Below are 17,774 nucleotides of genomic sequence, written 5' to 3'. Positions count from 1 at the left end.
TCCGATGTCCGCGGCGCCCCGCGAATCGCAGACTTCCTACCCAAGGGATCGAACCCATGGGAGGGCACATGATCACGCTTCGCGGACTGACGAAGCGCTACGGGGAGAAGACGGTCGTCGACGGGCTCACGTGCGTCGTCGCACCCGGCAGCGTCACGGGGTTCCTCGGGCCGAACGGTTCGGGCAAGTCGACGACGATGCGCATGACGGTGGGCCTCGACCGGCCCACGGCGGGCAGCGTGCTGGTGAACGGCAAACCGTACGCCGAGCTCAAGCACCCGCTGCGGGAGGTCGGCGCACTGCTCGAAGCGAAAGCGCTGCACCCGGGCCGCAGCGCCGGGAGGCACCTGCTCGCGATGGCGCGCAGCAACGGCATTCCCGCGTCGCGCGTCGAGGAGGTGCTTGCGACGGTCGGGCTCACCGACGTCGCCGGCAAGCGGGCGGGCCAGTTCTCGCTCGGCATGGGGCAGCGGCTGGGGATCGCGGGCGCGCTGCTCGGCGACCCCGGCGTGCTGATGTTCGACGAGCCGGTGAACGGCCTGGACCCCGACGGTGTTCGCTGGGTGCGTCAGCTCATGCGCTCACTCGCCGAGGAGGGCCGCACGGTGTTCGTGTCGAGCCACCTGATGAGCGAAATGCAGCTGACCGCCGACCACCTCGTGGTGATCGGCAAGGGAAAACTGCTCGCCGACGCGCCCGTCGACGAGTTCATCGCCGGCAACTCGCTCAGCTCGGTTTCGGTGCGCGTGCCGACGCCCGTTGAGCGCGACACGCTCGCCCGGCACCTGCTGACGCGCGGCGCTGCAGTTGAGCCGGGCCAGGCCGACGAGCTGGTGGTGACCGGCGCCGACGTCGGCGAAGTCGGCGACCTCGCGCACGAGCTGGGCGTGCGGCTGCACGGCCTCGGTGAGCGGACGGCCTCGCTGGAGCAGGCGTACATGGAACTGACCGCTTCGTCGGTGGAATACGGGGTGACGGCATGACGACCACGCAGGTACGCGCGGGCGGCGGGCTTTCGGGGGCCGTCGCATCGGAGTGGACGAAGTTCTGGTCGGTGCGCAGCACGTGGTGGAGCCTCGCCGGCGGGGTGCTGCTGATGCTGCTCTACAGCGCCGTTTCCGGGCTGTCGCAACGGCTGGGCGACACCGAACCACCGCAGGGCCCGCACGACATCGTGGTGAACGGCTCGATCTACCTCACCGAGTTCTGCGTGATCGCGGTGGCCACACTGTTCGTCACGAGCGAGTACGCCAGCGGCAGCATCCGCTCGACGCTGCAGTGGGTGCCGGTGCGCTCGACCTTGGCGCTCGCGAAGGCGGCCGTGCTGGTGCCGGTGCTGTTCGCGTACGGCGTGGTGGTGGCGCTGCTCGGCATGGCGACCGCGGCGGTGCTGATGCCGGGTGCGGCCGCGACGACGACGTTCGGTGACGCGTTCGCGGCGGCCGCGGGTATGGGGGCGTTCTTCGCGCTGCTGGGGGTGCTGTGCGCGGGCATCGGGTTCGCGCTGCGCAGCGCGGCGGGGACGATCGTGGTGACGATGGTGCTGCTGCTGCCGTTGCCGATTTTGCTTTCCGCTTATGTGGCGCCGGAAATCATGAACTACTTCCCGGCGTTCGCGGGGCTCAACGGGATGGTTCCCGCCGGGGAGACGAACCCGTTGCTGGGTGGGGTTTCGCCGTACTCGCCGTTGGTGGGGGTACTGATCTGCCTGGTGTGGGCGGCGGCGGGGCTGTTCTTCGGCAGTTCGGTGCTGAAGCGGCGTGACGCCTGATTTTCTTTGCTGGAGGGGCCCCTCGTGCGAGGGGCCCCTTCACCGCGTGAGGGGCAGGCCGAGTCCGGTGAGGACCGCGCGGGCGCCGTCGGCGAGTTCCTGCTGGCCAGGAGGATTTGTCGACCCGGCGCCGGCTAGCGCGTCGAAGATCGCGCCGTCGAGCCAGTTGAGCAGCACGCGGGTGTGCTGCTCAGCCCGCGGCGAACCGGCGGCCGCGAGCAGTTCGACGCAGCGGTCCCGGATTTCACGGCCGCCTTCGGCGTAGGCGGCGCGCAGCTCCGGGCGGCGCGTGGCTTCGAGCGCGAACTCGTAGCGGGCGAGCATGCGGGTGCGGCCGGCGGTGATGGCGGCGTGGACCGTCGCGGCCAGCACGTCGGCGAGGTCGCGCGCGTCGGGATCGATCACGGCCCGGTCGAGCTCCACCATCCGCGCCATGGCGAGCTCCAGCAGCGCGAGGCGGGTGCGCGCGTAGTACGACGTCGAGCCGGCCGGCAGCCCTGCCGCCCGATCGACGGCGCGGTGGGTGAGCCCGCGCATGCCTTCGGCTGCGATCACCTCGATGGCCGCGTCGCCGATCGCCGAAATCCTGTCCACGATCATCACTCTACAGGTGTAGAGTCCTCTACAGACGTAGAGGAGGCGGTCATGCGACACGCGGTCGTGATCGGCGGCGGCATCGGGGGACTGTGCGCGGCGATCGGCCTGCACCGCACGGGCTGGCGAGTCACGGTGTACGAGCGCGCACCGGAGCTCACCGGCATCGGCGCCGGGATCTCGATCTGGCCCAACGCGCAGCGTGCGCTCACGGAGCTGGGTGTCGAGGCGCCGCTGAGCCCGCAGCGCGACGGCGCCGTGCTCGACCCTCGCGGCCGGCGGCTCGCGGGCTGGGACATGAGCGCGTACGTCCGGCGCTACGGCCTGCCGCTCGCCGCGATCCACCGGGCGGATCTGATCGAGGCGCTGTGCTCTGTGCTGCCGGAGTCGAGTCTGCACACCGGGGTCGAAGTGCTCTCCGCCACGCCCGACGGCGTCGTCCACCACGCGAGTGGCTCGATCCGCGCCGACCTGGTCGTGGCCGCCGACGGCATCCACAGCCCCGTGCGGCAGTCCCTGCACCCGCACGCCCGCCTCGCCTACAGCCGCGGCACGGCGTTCCGCGGCATCGCCGAGGTGCCGTCACGCTTGAGCACCGCCTGGGGCCGCGGCACCGAAGTGGGGATCCTGCCCCTGCTCGACGGGCGCGTGTACTGGTGGATCGCCGAGGCCCGCCCGGAAGGCCTCCGCCACGACGACGTGCGCGCCTACCTGCTGGACACCTACGGCGACTGGCACGCCCCCGTGCGCTCCCTCATCACCGCGACGCCGGAGATCCTCCACCACGACCTGTACCACCTGGCCACCCCGCTGCCGACCTACGTCTCCGGCCGCCTCGCCCTCCTCGGCGACGCCGCCCACGCCATGCCGCCGTACCTGGGCCAGGGTGGCTGCCAGGGCATCGAGGACGCGGTCGTGCTGGCGGCTGCTTTGGCTTCGACCCCCGACGTCGCCGCGGGCCTGCGCGAGTACGACGCGTTGCGCCGGCCGCGGAGCCAGCGCGTCTGGCGGACGTCGATCCGGGCGGGCTCGCTGGGGCCGCTGCTGCGCAACCCGGTCGGGGCCGCCGTGCGCACCGCGGTGCTGCGGATGGCCCCGCCGTCGACGATGGCCCGGGCGGAGATCTGGATCAACGACTGGAAGCCGCCGCGCCTGCCCCGCCCTGCGGATCTTTCGTAGGCGCTGCTACTCCGCTTCTCCCCCGACCAGCCCAGCTTCGTAAGCCGTGATCGCCGCCTGGACGCGGTTGCGTGCGCCCAGGCGGGTGAGGATGGTGCTGACGTGGGCTTTGACCGTGCCTTCGACGACGAACATCCGCGAGGCGATGTCGGCGTTGGACAGGCCCGTCGCGAGGAGGGTCAGGACTTCGCGTTCGCGGGCCGTCAGGGCGGCGATGCGGTCGCGGGCCGCGGCGCCGCGGGTGAGGGCGCCGCCGGAGAGGCGGGCGATGACGCGGGACGCGACTTTCGGGGAGAGGAACGCGGCGCCGTCCGCGACGGCGTGGATGCCGGAGAGCAGTTCGCGTGGGTCGCCGGCCTTCAACAAAAACCCGCTGGCGCCGAAGCCAAGGGCGCGTTCGATGTAGGCGTCTTCGCCGAACGTCGTCAGGATGATCACCCCGACGTCCGGCAGCACGCGGCGGATCTCGGCGCCCGCGGCGAGGCCGTCGAGGACCGGCATGCGGATGTCGAGCAGCACCACGTCTGGGCGGGTGGCGAGGGCTTGGGCCACGGCTTCGCGGCCGTCGGAAGCCTCCGCGACGACCTCGATCGCGGCGTCGGCCGCCAGGATCGCCGCGACGCCCGCGCGGATCATGGCCTCGTCGTCGGCCAGCAGCACCCGGATCACGGTTCGTCCTCACTGTAGAGATCCTTCGTCACGAGCCGGTCGCCCTCGAAGCAGAGCCGGATCGCGGCGTAGCGCACGTTCCACCAGCTGCGCGAAGTGCCGTAGTACTCGCACGTGCTCCCCGCGGGCTTCGGCGGCTCCCCGTACTGCGGTTTCGACAGCCGTTGCTGCGAAGGCAGCAGCGGCGCGATCGACGCACGCGTCGCCCCGAGCCGGATCTGCTGGTAGACCCCCATCGACACCTGCGAGCCGTACCACTGCACGAGGAACGCCACCCCGCTGCCGCCGATCACCACGCCGAACAACGCCAGCGGGATCACAATCGCCTGCACCAGGCTGCGCCGCACGTCGCGCCGCGCCAGCTCCCACTCGCGCGCCGACTCGGACTGCTCGACGTCGGCGTCGGCCTCGGAAGCGGGCCCCGGAGCGGCGTCGTGCGGCAGCGTGGCCACAACCTCGAAGCCGCCGCCCTCATCGGGGCCCGCCCGAAGCGCACCCCCGACCAGCCGGACGCGTTCGCGCAGCCCGATCAGCCCACGCTTGCCCGACGCCCCCGGCAACGGACCCGCAGGCGGCCGCGCGTTCACCACGCGGATCTCGGTGCTCGCCGGCGAGCTGAGCACCCGCACGGTCACGGCCGCGCCTGGCGCGTGCTTGGCGACGTTCGTCACCGCCTCCTGCACCACGCGATACGCCGCCCGCGCGACCATCGGCGGCGTCGCCTCGAGACTGTCCACTTGCGACTGGATCAGCAGCCCCGACGCGCGGGCCCGCTCCAGCAGCTCCCCCAGGTCACCCTGCACCGGCTCGATCGGCGCCGCGTCCTCGCGCAGCACGCCGATGATCTCGCGCAGCCGCTCGGTCGCCGTCGCGGCGTTGGCGCGCAGGTCACCGGCCGCGGCGCGCTGCGTGTCGTCTAGACCACCCGCCACTTCGAGAGCCGCGGCGCGCACGGCGATGAGGCTCAGCTCGTGACCCAGGGAATCGTGCATGTCGCTGGCGATCCGCGCCCGTTCACGCAGCCGGGCCTGGTCGGCGACGAGCTGCTGACGGCTCTCCATCTCCTCCGCCCGCCGCCACCCCGCGCGCGCCAGCTCGCGCCGAAGCCGCACGTGGCGCCCCAGCAGCCACGGCGCGACCCCCGCGAACGCGAGCACCCCCAGCATCGCGCCCCACGCGCCGAACCCCGCCGAGGGCAGCACCAGCGCCACGGGCAGTCCGGCCAGCGCGATCGCCGAACACGTCAGCACGGCCACCCGCACCTGCGTCATCCGCAGGCCGGCGAGATACCCCACGGTGACCATGAGGAAGACCTCCCACACGGCCACGCGCCCGCCCCAGCCGAACGCCACCACCACGGCCGTGGCCATCGTGACGATCAGCGACACCGTCGGCAGCCGGCGCCACGCCGCGACCGACACCGTGGTGGCGGCCAGCCCGAAGATCAGCTCCCACGGGTTGGGGTTGTTCGAGGCGTCGATCGCGACGACGCCGGACAGGAAGACCCAGAGCAGGACGTCGAGCACCACCCGCCACCTGCGCCTGGTCACCTCCTTCATGCCGCTGACGCTACAAGGCCCGCGGCGGCGGTCACCACTGTCGAAAGTCAACCGCTGAGGCATGATGGCTCACCATGGCTGAGCGCACACTCGCCGAGCAGCTCGGCGGCCCCCTGCCCGAGGGCATCGCAGCCCTGCCCGAGGACGCGCGGCAGGACCTCGCCGCCGCGTTGCGCGACGCGCGGCACCGGCAGGCCAAGGCCCTCGCCCAGGCTGGCGAGGACGGGCTGAAGTACGTGCCGGCGCTCCTGCGCGGCGCCGTCCGCAAGGCGGTCGGTCTGTGAACCCGGAGATCCTCAAGCTCGCGCGCGTGCTCGACGTCGAGCCCGAACGGCTGGCCTACCTCGCCGACGTGGACGTCGCCGACCTGCAGCTGTTCCGCGAACAGGTGACGACCACGCTGTTCGACGCGAACCTCGTGGTGCTCGAACGGATGGCGCTGGCCAGCCGGCTGCTGCCCGCGCCCGTGGTCGCGAAGATCGCCGAGAAAGTCTTCGGACCACTGCTGTGCGCGCGGATCGCCGGGCTGGTGGACGTGTCGCGCGGTGTGGACGTCGCGAAGCGGCTGCCGCCGAAGTTCCTCGCGTCGGTGGCGGCGGAGCTGGACCCGCGGCGCGCGACGTCGATCATCACGCGCATCCCGCTCGACACCGTGGTCGCGGTGGCCGCGGAGCTCACGCGGCGGGAGGACTGGATCACGCTCGGCCGGTTCGTCGGGCACCTGCCGGACCCGACCGTGCGTCGCAGCCTCGCCGTGCTCGAAGACGCCGCACTGCTGCGCACCGCGTACGTGCTGGACGACAAAACGCGCATCGACCACGTGATGGGCCTGCTGCCCGAGGGCCGGCTCCCGCGGCTGATCCGCGCGGCCGGCGCCGACGAATCGCTGTGGGAGCCGGCGCTCGACGTGTTGGCCAACATCGGAAAAGCTCGCCGGGAAGCGGTGTTCCCGCTTCTCGACGAGCTTCCGGACGAACTACGAGGCCGCGCTCAGGCCGCGATCAGATAAATCCCGTACGCGACCACCGCGGCGCAGACCACGAAGCACACGATGGAGCCGGTGAACTGCGCGACGCCGGAGCCGCCTTGTTCCCGCGCGGTTTCGCGCGCCGAAAGCCCGCGGATGCCGTAGGCGAACAGCACCGTGAGCACCACCGCCGCGGCCAGCGCGACGATGAAGACGGTGCCGAGGGCACCCCAGTCGATGTTCATGTCCGCTCCCTCAGGCCGCGACCGGAGCGGCCTTGGCGGCTTCCGGCTCGTCGTTGACAGTGTTGGCGCTCACCGGGTTGCGGCGTGACGCGAGCCAGATGCCCAGCGCCACGAGCACCCCGAGAGCGCCGATGAGGATCGTGCCCCAGCTGCCGCGGGTCGAGACCGCCGCCGCGACGGCGCCGACGATGGCGGCCGCCGGCAGCGTGAGCACCCAGGCGATGACCATCTTGCCCGCGACTCCCCAGCGGACCTCCGCGAGCTTGCGGCCGAGGCCCGAGCCGATGATGCCGCCCGAGGTGACGTGGGTCGTCGACAGCGCGAAGCCGAGGTGCGACGACGCCAGGATCACGGCAGCGGAGCTGGTCTCCGCGGCGAAGCCCTGCGGCGTCTGGATCTCGGTGAGCTTCTTGCCCATGGTCTGGATGATGCGCCAGCCGCCGAGGTACGTACCGGCCGCGATCGCGAGGCCGCACGCCCCGATGACCCACAGCGGTGGGTTCGAACCCGGCGCGAGCGTGCCGCCGGCGATGAGCGCCAGCGTGATGACACCCATGGTCTTCTGCGCGTCGTTGGTGCCGTGCGCGAGCGAGACGAGGCTGGCCGAGAGGACCTGGCCGGTCTTGAAACCCTTGCCCACCACGCGTTCCTTGGCCTTCTCGGTGATGCGGTAGGTCAGGAACGTGCCGATGAGCGCCACGACCCCGGCCACGATCGGCGACGCGACCGCGGGGATCAGCACCTTCTCGACGACCTTGCCGAAGTGCACGGCGTCCGCGCCCGACGCGATCCACGTCGCGCCGATCAGACCGCCGAACAACGCGTGCGAGGAGCTCGAGGGCAGGCCGACGAGCCACGTGATGAGATTCCAGATGATGGCGCCGACGAGCCCCGCGAAAATCACCACCGGGGTGACCTTCGTGTCATCGACGATGCCGCCGGAAATCGTTTTCGCGACCTCGATCGACAGGAACGCCCCGACCAGGTTCAGCACGGCCGAAATGGCGACGGCGATTCTGGGCTTGAGGGCTCCCGTGGCAATGGAAGTGGCCATGGCGTTGGCCGTGTCGTGGAACCCGTTGGTGAAGTCGAAGGCGAGTGCCGCGACGATCACCACCAGGACAATGAGGGAAAAGTCCATGGGCGTTTCTCCAGCTCGGTGGTCGTGCTGTTTAGAAGTTACCCATCAACCGAGCGACGCCTAATCTCGTACGAGTGGCCTCTGGTTGAACTCTGTGTAAACGAGGGCGCGCGCGGGCAGGTCCATTTCCCGCATTCACCTGGTGATCAACGGATCGACTAGCCAGGTTGGGTGAATCCGTGTTTGCACTGTTAATTCGTTATGTCGGAATCATGCGCTTTGGGGTGGTGTCAGCCCTACCACGAATACTCCGGTGCAGCCCAGTGCTTCGGCCGCGGCGGGCTGCGACGGTGGTGGTTCCACGGCGAGAGGGGCCGCCCGGATGACCGCCACAGCAAGCGTTTCCACGTCCACTGCCACTGCCGTGCACCGCCACCTCGGCTGGGCGCTCGCCGCCACCGTCGCGTCCGGCGTGCTGATCCACTTCGGGCTGGGGTTCGAACCAGTCGCCGTGCTGGCGTGGCTGGCGCCGCTGCCCGTGCTTCTGCTGGCACCGCGCACGGGCGCGTGGGTGGCGAGCGCGGCGGCGTTCCTCGCCTACCTGGGCGGGAGCGCCGGCAGCTGGCACTACTTCCTGAACTCGCAGTCGGTGCCGGTGCCGGGCGCGCTCGCGATCCTGCTGGGGTCGCCGGTGCTGTTCGCGGCGACGGTGGCGCTCTTCCGGCGACTCGTGCGAGTGGGCCGGCCGGTGCTCGCGACCGTCGCGGCGCCCGCGGTCTGGACCGCGGTGCTGTACGGCGTCTCGGTGGCCAACCCGTTCGGCGTGATGGGCACGTTCATGACCAGCCAGGGCGACCAGCCCGACGTGCTGCGCCTCGCGTCGGTGCTCGGCGGGTGGGGTGTGGAGTACCTCGTACTGCTCGCGCCGGCAGCACTCGCCGCGGTGCTCGCGCCCGGCGTCCGGGCTTCGGCGCGGGTCGGCATCACCGTGGTAACGGTCGCGGCGGTCGGCGGCGCGTTGGCTTTCGGTGCGACGCCCGCTGCGGCTTCCGTGGGTCAGGTGCGCGTCGCCGTGGTGGCGCGCAGTGAGCCGGCGTGGGCAGCGGATCCGGATTCTCCTGCCGGTCAGCGCGTTCTTCGGTCCTATGTAGACGCCCTCACCGCGTTGCCGGCCGACGTCCGCATCGCCGTGCTCCCGGAAGCCGCGTTCGGCACCGACCGCGCCCGGCTGGCCGGCCTCACCGGGCCGTTGGCCGACGTCGCCCGGGCCAAGAACCTCCACGTCGTGACCGGCGCGATCGTGAAGGACCCGGGTCACGAGGCCTACAACACCGCTCTCGACGTGCCCCCGGCCGGCGCGACCGTCGAATACCGCAAGTGGCGCAACGGTTTCTCGCCCGTCACGTCCGGCCACGACCTCGCCCGCCTCGCCGGGCAGGCCATCGGCCTCGAGGTCTGCATGGACGTCAACGGCCCGTCCCCCACCCGCGACTACGCCCGCACCGGCACCGGATTGGTGCTGATCCCCGCGTCCGACGAGGACGTCGACGGCTGGCAGCACAGCCGCACCGCCCTGCTCCGCGGCGTCGAGCACGGCGTGTCCGTGGCCTGGAGCGCCGCCCGAGGCAACTCGATCCTGAGCGACCCCCGCGGCCACGTCCTCGCCCAGACGCGCACCGGTCCGACCCCGATGGCCGTCGCCGTCGCCGACGTCCCTCTCGGCACGGGCGACACGCTCTACAGCCGCTTCGGCGACTGGTTCGCCTGGCTCTGCTGCCTCGCCGCCGTGGCCGGACTCGTCTTCACCCGCGGCCGCGCCGCTCGCCCTTGAGAGCGCCGCTCGCCTTCGAGGGCAGCGACCGTGCCCCGGCTCGCACTGGCGTTCCATGATCATCACGGCCTACGGTGGGAGAGTGAACTACCAGGGCACCCGCGTCACCCGCAGCACCCACCCCCGCTCCGCGACCGTGCGAGCGCACCGGTGAGCCAACTGCGCGAGGTGACCCTGCGGGCCGGCGACCATCAGCACACGGCACTCGCCGCGGGACCGGAGGACGGCGAACCCGTCCTGCTGCTCCACGGCTGGCCCGAGTTCGCCGACTCGTGGACCGCCGAACTCCACACCCTCGGCGACGCCGGCTACCACGCCGTGGCGGTCGACCAACGCGGCTACGCCCGTGAGGCCCGCCCGAACGGCGTCGAGCACTACTCCATCGACGCCCTCGTCGCCGACGCACTGTCCTTTGCGGACACGCTCACCACCGGCACCGCGGCCCCGAGGCGCTTCCACCTCGTGGCCCACGACTGGGGTGGCATGGTCGCCTGGGTGTTGGCCACGCGGTACCCCGAGCGGCTCAAGTCGCTCACCGTGCTGTCCACGCCGCACCCCGTCGCGCTGAAGCAGGCGGCGAAGGACGAGGAGCAGCAGAACCACGACCTCGACTACGTCCGCTTCTTCCGCGCGCCCGGCGGTGTCGCCGAGGCGTCGATGCTGGCGGACGGCGCCGCCCGCCTGCGGGCGGCCTACGCGGGCCGCATCGCAGAGGACCAGGTCGAGCGCAACGTCGCGCGCCTCACCGAGCCGGGCGCCCTCACCGCGACGCTCAACTGGTACCGCGGCGCCACCGACGACGAGTTCACCGTCCCCGCCGGCCGCATCACGGTGCCGACGCTCTACGTGTGGGGCGCCCAGGACACCAAGCTCGGCCGCACGGCCGCCACGAACACCGCGGAGTTCGTGGACGCCGCCTACCGCTTCGAGGTCTTCGACGACGCCGGCCACTGGCTGCCGGAGGAAGCGGCCGACCGCGTCAACCCGCTCCTGCTCGCGCACCTGTCAGCGCACAGCTGAGACCTTCAGCTCATCCGCTCACCCCGCCGCCACACCGCGTGCGTGAGCGGCACGCCCGGCCGGTAGGCCAGGTGCGTCACCGAAGGCGCGTCGAGCACGTGCACGTCGGCCCGCGCACCCGGGCGCAGGTAGCCGACGTCGTCGCGCCGCAGCGCCCGCGCGCCCCCGGCTGTCGCCGACCACACGGCTTCCGACACCGTCATCCGCATCTGCAGCACGGCCGTGGTCACGCAGAACGCCATCGACGTGGTGTACGAGCTGCCCGGGTTCGCGTTGCTGGCCAGGGCGACCGTCGCGCCCGCGTCGAGCAGCCGCCGCGCCGGTGCCAGCGATTGCCTTGTCGACAAATCACACGCCGGCAGCAGCGTCGCCACCGTGTCCGACGCCGCCAGCGCCTCGACGTCCTCGTCACTCAGGTACGTGCAGTGGTCCACGCTCGCCGCGCCCAGCTCCACCGCGAGCCGCGCCCCGGGGCCTTCGCCGAGCTGGTTGCCGTGCACCCGTAACCCCAGCCCACGTTCGGCCGCTGCCTTGAGCACCCGCGCTGACTGGGCCTCGTCGAACGCCCCCGTCTCGCAGAACACGTCGGCCCACCGCACGTGCGGCGCCACCGCGTCGAGCATCTCGCCGCACACGAGGTCTACATAGGACTCCGCGTCGGCGCCCGGCGGCACGAGGTGCGCGCCCAGGTAGGTGACCTCGTCGGCTACCGTCGCCGCGATCCGCGCCGAGCGGGCCTCGTCGGCCACGGTCAGCCCGTACCCGGTTTTCGTCTCCAGACAGGTGGTGCCCTGGCCGGCCGCTTCCTCGACGTGCCGGCGCAGGTTCGCCGCCAGCTGCTCGTCCGAAGCCTCCCGCGTCGCCCCGACCGTGACGGCGATTCCGCCAGCGGTGTAAGGCTTTCCGGCCATCCGCGCCTCGAACTCGGCCGTGCGATCACCCGCGAACACGAGGTGCGTGTGGCTGTCGACCCAGCCAGGCAGCACCGCGCGCCCCTCGACGTCCACGCGCTCGTCGGCCGCCGGCGCCTGCGCGGCCGGTCCGGCCCACGCGACGGCACCGCCGTCGAGCACCAGCGCCGCGTCGTGCAGCCGGCCCAGCTCCGGGTCGTTGGTGGTGAGCTCGCCGATTCCCGTGATCAGAATTGCCACAGCGCCTCGATCTCCTCGGCCAGTACGGTTTCCGGTCGCTCCATCAGCACGTGCGCACCCTCGCGCACCACCTCACGACCCGCCACCACGACGTGCCGCACGTCCGCGGCCCCCGCCGCGAACACCACCCCGGACGGCTCGATCCCCGCCGTCCGCACGGAGTCCAACGCGACCGTGACCAAGTCCGCTCCGGCACCGACGGTCAGCCGGCCCACCTCAGGCCACCCGACGGACGCGTGGTCGGTGCCCGCCGCCAGCAGCTCGTCGGCGGTGAACCGGCCGCGTTCCTCGCTGGCCAGGCGGTCGTCCAGCTCCAGCGCGCGGGTCTCCTCGAACGCGTCGACCACCGCGTTGCTGTCGCTGCCGACACCCAGCCGCACGCCCGCGTCGAGCAGCTGCCGCGCCGGGCCGATGCCGTCGCCGAGGTCACGCTCGGTCGTCGGGCAGAAGCACGCGGCGGACCGCGCGTCACCCAGCCACTTCACGTCCTGGTCCGTCAGGTGCGTCGCGTGCACGGCGACCAGCCGCTCACCCAGCACCCCGTGCTCCTGCAGCAACCCGGTCGGCGTCCAGCCGTACGCCGCCTCGCACTGCTCGTTCTCCGCACGCTGTTCGGACAGGTGGATGTGCAACGGCCGCTCGCCGGGCACCCCCTGGTTCAGGGTCGACAAATCGTCCGCCGGCACCGCGCGCACGGAGTGGATGGCCCCGCCGACGCGGAACAACTCGTCCTCGGCCAGCGACGCCACGCGCGAAACCCACTTCTCGGCCGAGCCGTCGGAGAACCGCTGCTGCACCTCGTCCGGCGGCACGCCGATCCCGCCCGCGAGGTAACACGTGTCCAGCAGCGTCAGCCGGATCCCCGCGTCCCGCGCGGCCTGGCGTAGCGCGTCGCCCATCGCGTTCGGCGACGCGTACGGCTTCCCGCCCGGCGCGTGGTGCAGGTAGTGGAACTCGCCGATGCTCGTGTACCCACCGAGCACCATTTCCGCGTAGACGCCGCGTGCGAGCCGGTAGTACGCGTCCGGGTCGAGGCGCGCGGCCAGCGAGTACATCCGCTCGCGCCAGGTCCAGAAGGTGCCGCGCTCGTGGTGCGTCCGGCCCCGCAGCGCGCGGTGGAACGCGTGCGAGTGCCCGTTGGCGAACCCCGGCAGCGTGAGCCCGGCCAGGACGGTCCCGGACTTCGGCGCGCCCGACGTGACCGACATGATCCGCCCGTCGCGCACCACGAGCAGCACGGCTTCGGCGATCCCGTCGGGCAGCCAGGCCCGTTCGCACCAGTACGTGGTCATCCCGCCAGCCGCTCCAGCACCTCGGCCAGCGCCCGCGCGCCGGCCTCCACGTCGCCGGCCTCGGCGAACTCCTCCGGCGAGTGGCTGATGCCGGTGGGATTGCGCACGTAGAGCATCCCGGCGGGCACGAACCCGGCCAGGATCGCCGCGTCGTGGCCCGCTCCGGTCGGCAGCTCGGGCACCTCGCCGAGCCACTCCCCCAGGTCACGCCGCAGCTTCTCGTCGAACACGACGTCGTCGGAGTACGACTCGCGCGTGACGGTCAGCGAGCAGCCCTCCGCTTCCGCCGCAGCCCGCGCCGCCTGCGAAATGTCCTCGACGAGCTCCGGCGTCACCGTGCCGGGCACGCGCGCGTCGAGCCAGAGGTCCACAGTGGACGCGATGACATTGGTGCCACCCGGCGTCGGCACGAGCCGGCCGACGGTCGCCCGCGCGTCCGCCCGCGTCTTCGCCAGCCGCCGCACGGCCACGACGGTCTCGGCCGCGGGCAGCATCGGGTCCACACGATCGGCGATCAGCGTCGCACCGGCGTGATTTCCCTGGCCGGCGAACGAGAACCGCCACCGCCCGTGGGCGATCACCGTGCTGCCGACCGCCACTGCCGAACCGAGGTCGATGAGGCCGCGGCCCTGTTCCACGTGCAGCTCCAGGAACCGGCCGATGAGCCCCAGCCGCTCGGGCTCCGCGCCGATCCGGTCCACGTCGAGACCGGACTTCGCGGCCGCCTCCCACAACGTGACGCCGTCCGGGTCCCGCAGCGCTCGCGCTGTGTCGGCGTCGATCGTGCCGGTCATCAGCCGCGAGCCGAGGCAAGGCACACCGAACCGGCCGCCTTCCTCCTCGGCGAACACGACCACGGCGAACGGCTTGGCCGGCCGGAACCCCTTGGCCTGCAAAGCTTCCACGGCCGCCAGCGCGCTCGTCACGCCGAGCGGCCCGTCGAACGCACCGCCGCCTGGAACCGAGTCGAGGTGGCTGCCGGTCACCACGGCGTCCGGCCCCGGCGCGCCCCACCAGGCCCAGAGGTTGCCGTTGCGGTCGGTCTCGACGTCCAGGCCCAGCCGCTGCGCGCGTTCGACGAACCACGTGCGCAGGTCGTGCTCCGGCGCGTCGAACGCGTGCCGCGAGTAGCCGCCGCGCTTCGCGTCGCGCCCGACGTCGGCGATCTCGCCGAGCAGCCCCGTCGTGTTCACGCGTTGTCCCGCATGGGAATCCGCACGCCACGGTCATCGGCGACCTCGGCGGCGTGGTCGTAACCGGCGTCGACGTGGCGGATCACGCCCATGCCCGGGTCGTTCGTGAGCACGCGCTCGAGCTTCTGCGCGGCCAGCGCCGTGCCGTCGGCGACGCTGACCTGGCCCGCGTGGATCGAGCGGCCCATGCCGACGCCACCACCGTGGTGGATCGACACCCAACTCGCGCCCGAGGCGGTGTTGACCAGCGCGTTGAGCAGCGGCCAGTCGGCGATCGCGTCGGAGCCGTCGGCCATGGCCTCGGTCTCCCGGTACGGCGAGGCGACGCTGCCGGAGTCGAGGTGGTCGCGCCCGATCACCACGGGCGCCTTGAGTTCGCCGCTGGCCACCATCTCGTTGAACCGCAAGCCCGCGAGGTGACGCTCGCCGTAGCCGAGCCAGCAGATCCGCGCCGGCAGGCCCTGGAACGCCACGCGCTCGCCGGCCAGCTTGATCCAGCGGGCCAGGGACTCGTTCTCCGGGAACAGCTCCAGCATCGCGCGGTCCGTGGCCGCGATGTCATCGGGGTCGCCCGAGAGCGCCGCCCAGCGGAACGGGCCGTTGCCCTCGCAGAACAGCGGACGGATGTAGGCGGGCACGAAGCCGGGGAAGTCGAACGCGCGCTCGCAGCCGCCGAGCTTGGCCTCGCCGCGCAGGGAGTTGCCGTAGTCGAAGACCTCGGCGCCGGCGTCGAGGAAGCCGAGCATCGCGTTCACGTGGTCGGCCATGGACTCGCGCGAGCGGTCGGTGAACTCGTCGGGCTTCTTGGCCGCGTAGTCGTGCCAGTCGTCCACGCTGACGCCCTTGGGCAGGTACGACAGCGGGTCGTGCGCGGAGGTCTGGTCGGTGACGATGTCGACCTCGACCCCGCGGCGCAGCAGCTCGGGCAGCACCTCGGCAGCGTTGCCGACCACCGCCACCGACAGCGGCCGCCGCTCCTTCTTCGCCGTGGTGACGCGCCTGATGGCGTCGTCGAGGTCGTCGGCCACCTCGTCGAGGTAGCGCGTCTCGACGCGGCGGTGCGCGCGCTGCGGGTCGCATTCGACGACGAGCGCCACACCGTCGTTCATGGTCACCGCGAGCGGCTGCGCGCCGCCCATGCCGCCGAGGCCCGCGGTTACGGTGAGCGTGCCGCGCAGGCTGCCACCGAACTTCTTCTTCGCGACGGCGGCGAACGTCTCGTAGGTGCCCTGCAGGATGCCCTGCGTGCCGATGTAGATCCACGAACCGGCCGTCATCTGGCCGTACATCGTGAGGCCCTGCTGCTCCAGGCGGCGAAACTCGGGCCAGGTCGCCCAGTCGCCCACCAGGTTCGAGTTCGCGATCAGCACGCGCGGCGCCCACTCGTGCGTGCGGAACACGCCGACCGGCTTGCCCGACTGCACCAGCAGCGTCTCGTCATTGTCCAAAATGGTCAGTTCACGCGTGATCGCGTCGAAGCTCGGCCAGTTGCGCGCGGCCTTTCCGGTGCCGCCATAGACGACCAGGTCCTCGGGCCGCTCGGCGACCTCGGGGTCGAGGTTGTTGTGGAACATCCGCAGCGCGGCTTCGGTCTGCCACGACTTCGCGGTGAGCTGGGTGCCGCGGGCGGCACGGACGGTGCGAGACATTCTCAGGCCTCCAGACGGGCGGCGGCCAGGACGGCGCCGGAGCGGACGAGTTCTTCGGCGGCCGCGATCTCGGGCGCCACGTGCCGGTCGGGGCCCGGGCCCGCGACCTTCGTGCGAAGCAGGTCGCGCACCGCGCCGGTGACCGGCGACGGTTCCAGCGGCGCGCGGAAGTCGAGCGCGCGGGCGGCGGTGAGCAGCTCGATCGCCAGCACCGTGTTCAGGCCTTCGACGGCCTTGCGCAGCTTGCGCGCCGCGGACCAGCCCATGGAGACGTGGTCCTCCTGCATCGCGCTGCTCGGGATGGAGTCGACCGAGGCCGGCACCGCGAGCCGCTTCAGCTCGCTGACCACCGCGGCCTGGGTGTACTGCGCGATCATGTGCCCGGAGTCGACGCCCGGGTCGTGCGCGAGGAACGGCGGCAGGCCGGCCGAGCGCGCCTTGTCGAGCATCCGGTCGGTGCGCCGTTCGGCGATGCTGGCGACGTCGGCGACGGGGATCGCGAGGAAATCGAGTACGTAGGCCACGGGCGCGCCGTGGAAGTTGCCGTTGGACTCGACGCGGCCGTCGGGCAGCACCACGGGATTGTCCACAGCGGACCGCAGCTCGCGGTCGGCCACGAGCTCAGCGTGCGCGAGCGTGTCGCGCGCGGCGCCGTGGACCTGCGGTGCGCAGCGCAGCGAGTACGCGTCCTGCACGCGGTTGCAATCAGGCCCGCGGTGGCTTTCGACGATCTTCGAGCCCTGCAGTGCCGCGAACATCCGGGCCGCGCTGACGGCCTGACCGGGGTGCGGCCGCAGCGCCTGCAGGTCGGCGGTGAAGGCCCGGTCGGTGCCCAGCAGCGCCTCGACGCTCATCGCCGCGGTGAGGTCCGCGACGTCGAGCAGGTTGTGCAGGTCGGCGGCCGCGAGCAGCAGCATGCCGAGCATGCCGTCGGTGCCGTTGGTGAGCGCCAGGCCTTCCTTCTCGGCCAACACGACGGGTGTGATGCCGGCCGCGCGCAGGGCGTCGGCGGCGGGTTTGCGCTCGCCTTCGTGGTCCACTTCGCCTTCGCCCATCAGCGCGAGCGCGATCGCCGCCAGCGGCGCGAGGTCACCCGAGCAGCCGAGCGAGCCGTACTCGTGGACGACGGGGGTGATCCCCGCGTTGAGCAGGCCCGCAAGCGCTTGCGCCGTCTCCGGCCGCACGCCGGTGTAGCCGCTCGCGAGCGTGCGCAGGCGCAGCACCATCAGCGAGCGCACGACCTCTGTCTCCACCGCCGGCCCCGCGCCCGCGGCGTGCGAGCGGATGAGGCTGCGTTGCAGCGCGGTGCGGCTCTCCAGGGGGATATGGCGCGTCGCGAGCGCGCCGAAGCCCGTCGAGACGCCATACGTGGGCGAGGTCGCGTGCGCGAGGTCCTCGATGTGCTGGCGGGTGGCGGCGAGGTTCTTCTCGGTCGCCTCGGTGAGCCCGACGTGCGCGTGTCCACGGACGACGTCGACGACGTCGGACGCGGTCATCGGCTTCGAGCCCAAGAGCACTGGTTCCGGCATGTCTGCCATTGAAACAACGATCAGCGCCCGGGCGGGAGAGCAGA

General features: G+C 72.0%; 17 protein-coding genes. 7 read left to right on the top strand and 10 right to left on the bottom strand.

The window, feature by feature from the left end:
* Nucleotides 1-68 precede the first annotated feature (68 nt).
* Entirely contained in the window at nucleotides 69-983 is a 915-nt protein-coding gene (locus K1T34_RS24935) for an ATP-binding cassette domain-containing protein (RefSeq protein WP_220246599.1), read from the top strand.
* Nucleotides 980-1,771, top strand: a complete 792-nt coding sequence (locus K1T34_RS24930; protein ID WP_220246598.1) for an ABC transporter permease — start codon at nucleotides 980-982, stop codon at nucleotides 1,769-1,771. The genes K1T34_RS24935 and K1T34_RS24930 overlap by 4 nt, the downstream gene beginning before the upstream one ends.
* A 39-nt stretch (nucleotides 1,772-1,810) precedes the next feature.
* On the opposite strand, the gene K1T34_RS24925 is transcribed toward K1T34_RS24930, so the two are convergent.
* On the bottom strand, nucleotides 1,811-2,371 hold the full coding sequence (locus K1T34_RS24925; protein WP_220247396.1) for a TetR/AcrR family transcriptional regulator: 561 nt from the start codon (nucleotides 2,369-2,371) through the stop codon (nucleotides 1,811-1,813).
* A 45-nt stretch (nucleotides 2,372-2,416) separates the two neighbouring features.
* Between K1T34_RS24925 and K1T34_RS24920 the strand changes: the two genes are divergently transcribed.
* On the top strand, nucleotides 2,417-3,544 hold the full coding sequence (locus K1T34_RS24920) for an FAD-dependent monooxygenase (RefSeq protein ID WP_220246597.1): 1,128 nt from the start codon (nucleotides 2,417-2,419) through the stop codon (nucleotides 3,542-3,544).
* A 6-nt stretch (nucleotides 3,545-3,550) separates the two neighbouring features.
* Here the strand turns inward: K1T34_RS24920 and K1T34_RS24915 are convergent, their stop codons facing one another.
* Both K1T34_RS24915 and K1T34_RS24910 read right to left on the bottom strand, forming a co-directional pair.
* A complete protein-coding gene (locus K1T34_RS24915; protein WP_220246596.1) occupies nucleotides 3,551-4,213 on the bottom strand; it encodes a response regulator transcription factor in 663 nt (220 codons plus the stop codon).
* Nucleotides 4,210-5,772 (bottom strand): sensor histidine kinase, encoded by a 1,563-nt coding sequence (locus K1T34_RS24910; RefSeq protein WP_220246595.1) that lies wholly within the window; start codon nucleotides 5,770-5,772, stop codon nucleotides 4,210-4,212. The genes K1T34_RS24915 and K1T34_RS24910 overlap by 4 nt, the downstream gene beginning before the upstream one ends.
* A 74-nt stretch (nucleotides 5,773-5,846) precedes the next feature.
* Here K1T34_RS24910 and K1T34_RS24905 point away from each other — a divergent pair, with 74 nt between their 5' ends.
* Both K1T34_RS24905 and K1T34_RS24900 read left to right on the top strand, forming a co-directional pair.
* Entirely contained in the window at nucleotides 5,847-6,056 is a 210-nt protein-coding gene (locus K1T34_RS24905; RefSeq protein WP_220246594.1) for a hypothetical protein, read from the top strand.
* Complete coding sequence (locus K1T34_RS24900; RefSeq protein ID WP_220246593.1) at nucleotides 6,053-6,781, top strand: hypothetical protein; 729 nt, start codon at nucleotides 6,053-6,055, stop codon at nucleotides 6,779-6,781. The genes K1T34_RS24905 and K1T34_RS24900 overlap by 4 nt, the downstream gene beginning before the upstream one ends.
* Here K1T34_RS24900 and K1T34_RS24895 read toward each other — a convergent pair.
* Together K1T34_RS24895 and K1T34_RS24890 are read right to left on the bottom strand one after the other, a co-directional pair.
* Complete coding sequence (locus K1T34_RS24895; protein ID WP_220246592.1) at nucleotides 6,763-6,984, bottom strand: hypothetical protein; 222 nt, start codon at nucleotides 6,982-6,984, stop codon at nucleotides 6,763-6,765. The two genes, K1T34_RS24900 and K1T34_RS24895, sit on opposite strands and share 19 nt — an antisense overlap.
* Before the next feature lie 10 nt (nucleotides 6,985-6,994).
* Nucleotides 6,995-8,125 carry an inorganic phosphate transporter gene (locus tag K1T34_RS24890; RefSeq protein WP_220246591.1) on the bottom strand — a complete coding sequence of 377 codons (1,131 nt, stop codon included), beginning with the start codon at nucleotides 8,123-8,125 and terminating at the stop codon, nucleotides 6,995-6,997.
* Nucleotides 8,126-8,447: 322 nt separating this feature from the next.
* Between K1T34_RS24890 and K1T34_RS24885 the strand changes: the two genes are divergently transcribed.
* Both K1T34_RS24885 and K1T34_RS24880 read left to right on the top strand, forming a co-directional pair.
* Complete coding sequence (locus tag K1T34_RS24885) at nucleotides 8,448-9,896, top strand: nitrilase-related carbon-nitrogen hydrolase (RefSeq protein ID WP_220246590.1); 1,449 nt, start codon at nucleotides 8,448-8,450, stop codon at nucleotides 9,894-9,896.
* 150 nt (nucleotides 9,897-10,046) lie between these two features.
* Nucleotides 10,047-10,916, top strand: coding sequence for an alpha/beta fold hydrolase (locus tag K1T34_RS24880; protein ID WP_255638688.1), 870 nt, complete (start codon nucleotides 10,047-10,049; stop codon nucleotides 10,914-10,916).
* A 5-nt stretch (nucleotides 10,917-10,921) separates the two neighbouring features.
* Here K1T34_RS24880 and hutI read toward each other — a convergent pair whose 3' ends face one another.
* From hutI to hutH, 5 genes are read right to left on the bottom strand one after another with little or no spacing between them, the layout of a single operon-like run.
* Nucleotides 10,922-12,067 carry an imidazolonepropionase gene (hutI, locus tag K1T34_RS24875; RefSeq protein ID WP_220246589.1) on the bottom strand — a complete coding sequence of 382 codons (1,146 nt, stop codon included), beginning with the start codon at nucleotides 12,065-12,067 and terminating at the stop codon, nucleotides 10,922-10,924.
* Complete coding sequence (locus tag K1T34_RS24870; RefSeq protein ID WP_220246588.1) at nucleotides 12,055-13,359, bottom strand: formimidoylglutamate deiminase; 1,305 nt, start codon at nucleotides 13,357-13,359, stop codon at nucleotides 12,055-12,057. Before K1T34_RS24870 ends, hutI begins: the two co-directional genes overlap by 13 nt.
* The gene (locus tag K1T34_RS24865) at nucleotides 13,356-14,552 is read right to left on the bottom strand and encodes an allantoate amidohydrolase (RefSeq protein WP_220246587.1); all 1,197 of its coding nucleotides are present in this window, start codon (nucleotides 14,550-14,552) and stop codon (nucleotides 13,356-13,358) included. The genes K1T34_RS24870 and K1T34_RS24865 overlap by 4 nt, the downstream gene beginning before the upstream one ends.
* The gene (gene hutU, locus K1T34_RS24860) at nucleotides 14,549-16,201 is read right to left on the bottom strand and encodes a urocanate hydratase (RefSeq protein WP_220246586.1); all 1,653 of its coding nucleotides are present in this window, start codon (nucleotides 16,199-16,201) and stop codon (nucleotides 14,549-14,551) included. The genes K1T34_RS24865 and hutU overlap by 4 nt, the downstream gene beginning before the upstream one ends.
* A gap of 2 nt (nucleotides 16,202-16,203) precedes the next feature.
* On the bottom strand, nucleotides 16,204-17,730 hold the full coding sequence (gene hutH, locus K1T34_RS24855; protein WP_220246585.1) for a histidine ammonia-lyase: 1,527 nt from the start codon (nucleotides 17,728-17,730) through the stop codon (nucleotides 16,204-16,206).
* Between the last annotated feature and the right edge of the window lie 44 nt (nucleotides 17,731-17,774).

Source organism: Amycolatopsis sp. DSM 110486 (genome assembly GCF_019468465.1).
Taxonomy (GTDB): domain Bacteria; phylum Actinomycetota; class Actinomycetes; order Mycobacteriales; family Pseudonocardiaceae; genus Amycolatopsis.
This window is presented reverse-complemented; position numbering and strand designations above follow the sequence as displayed.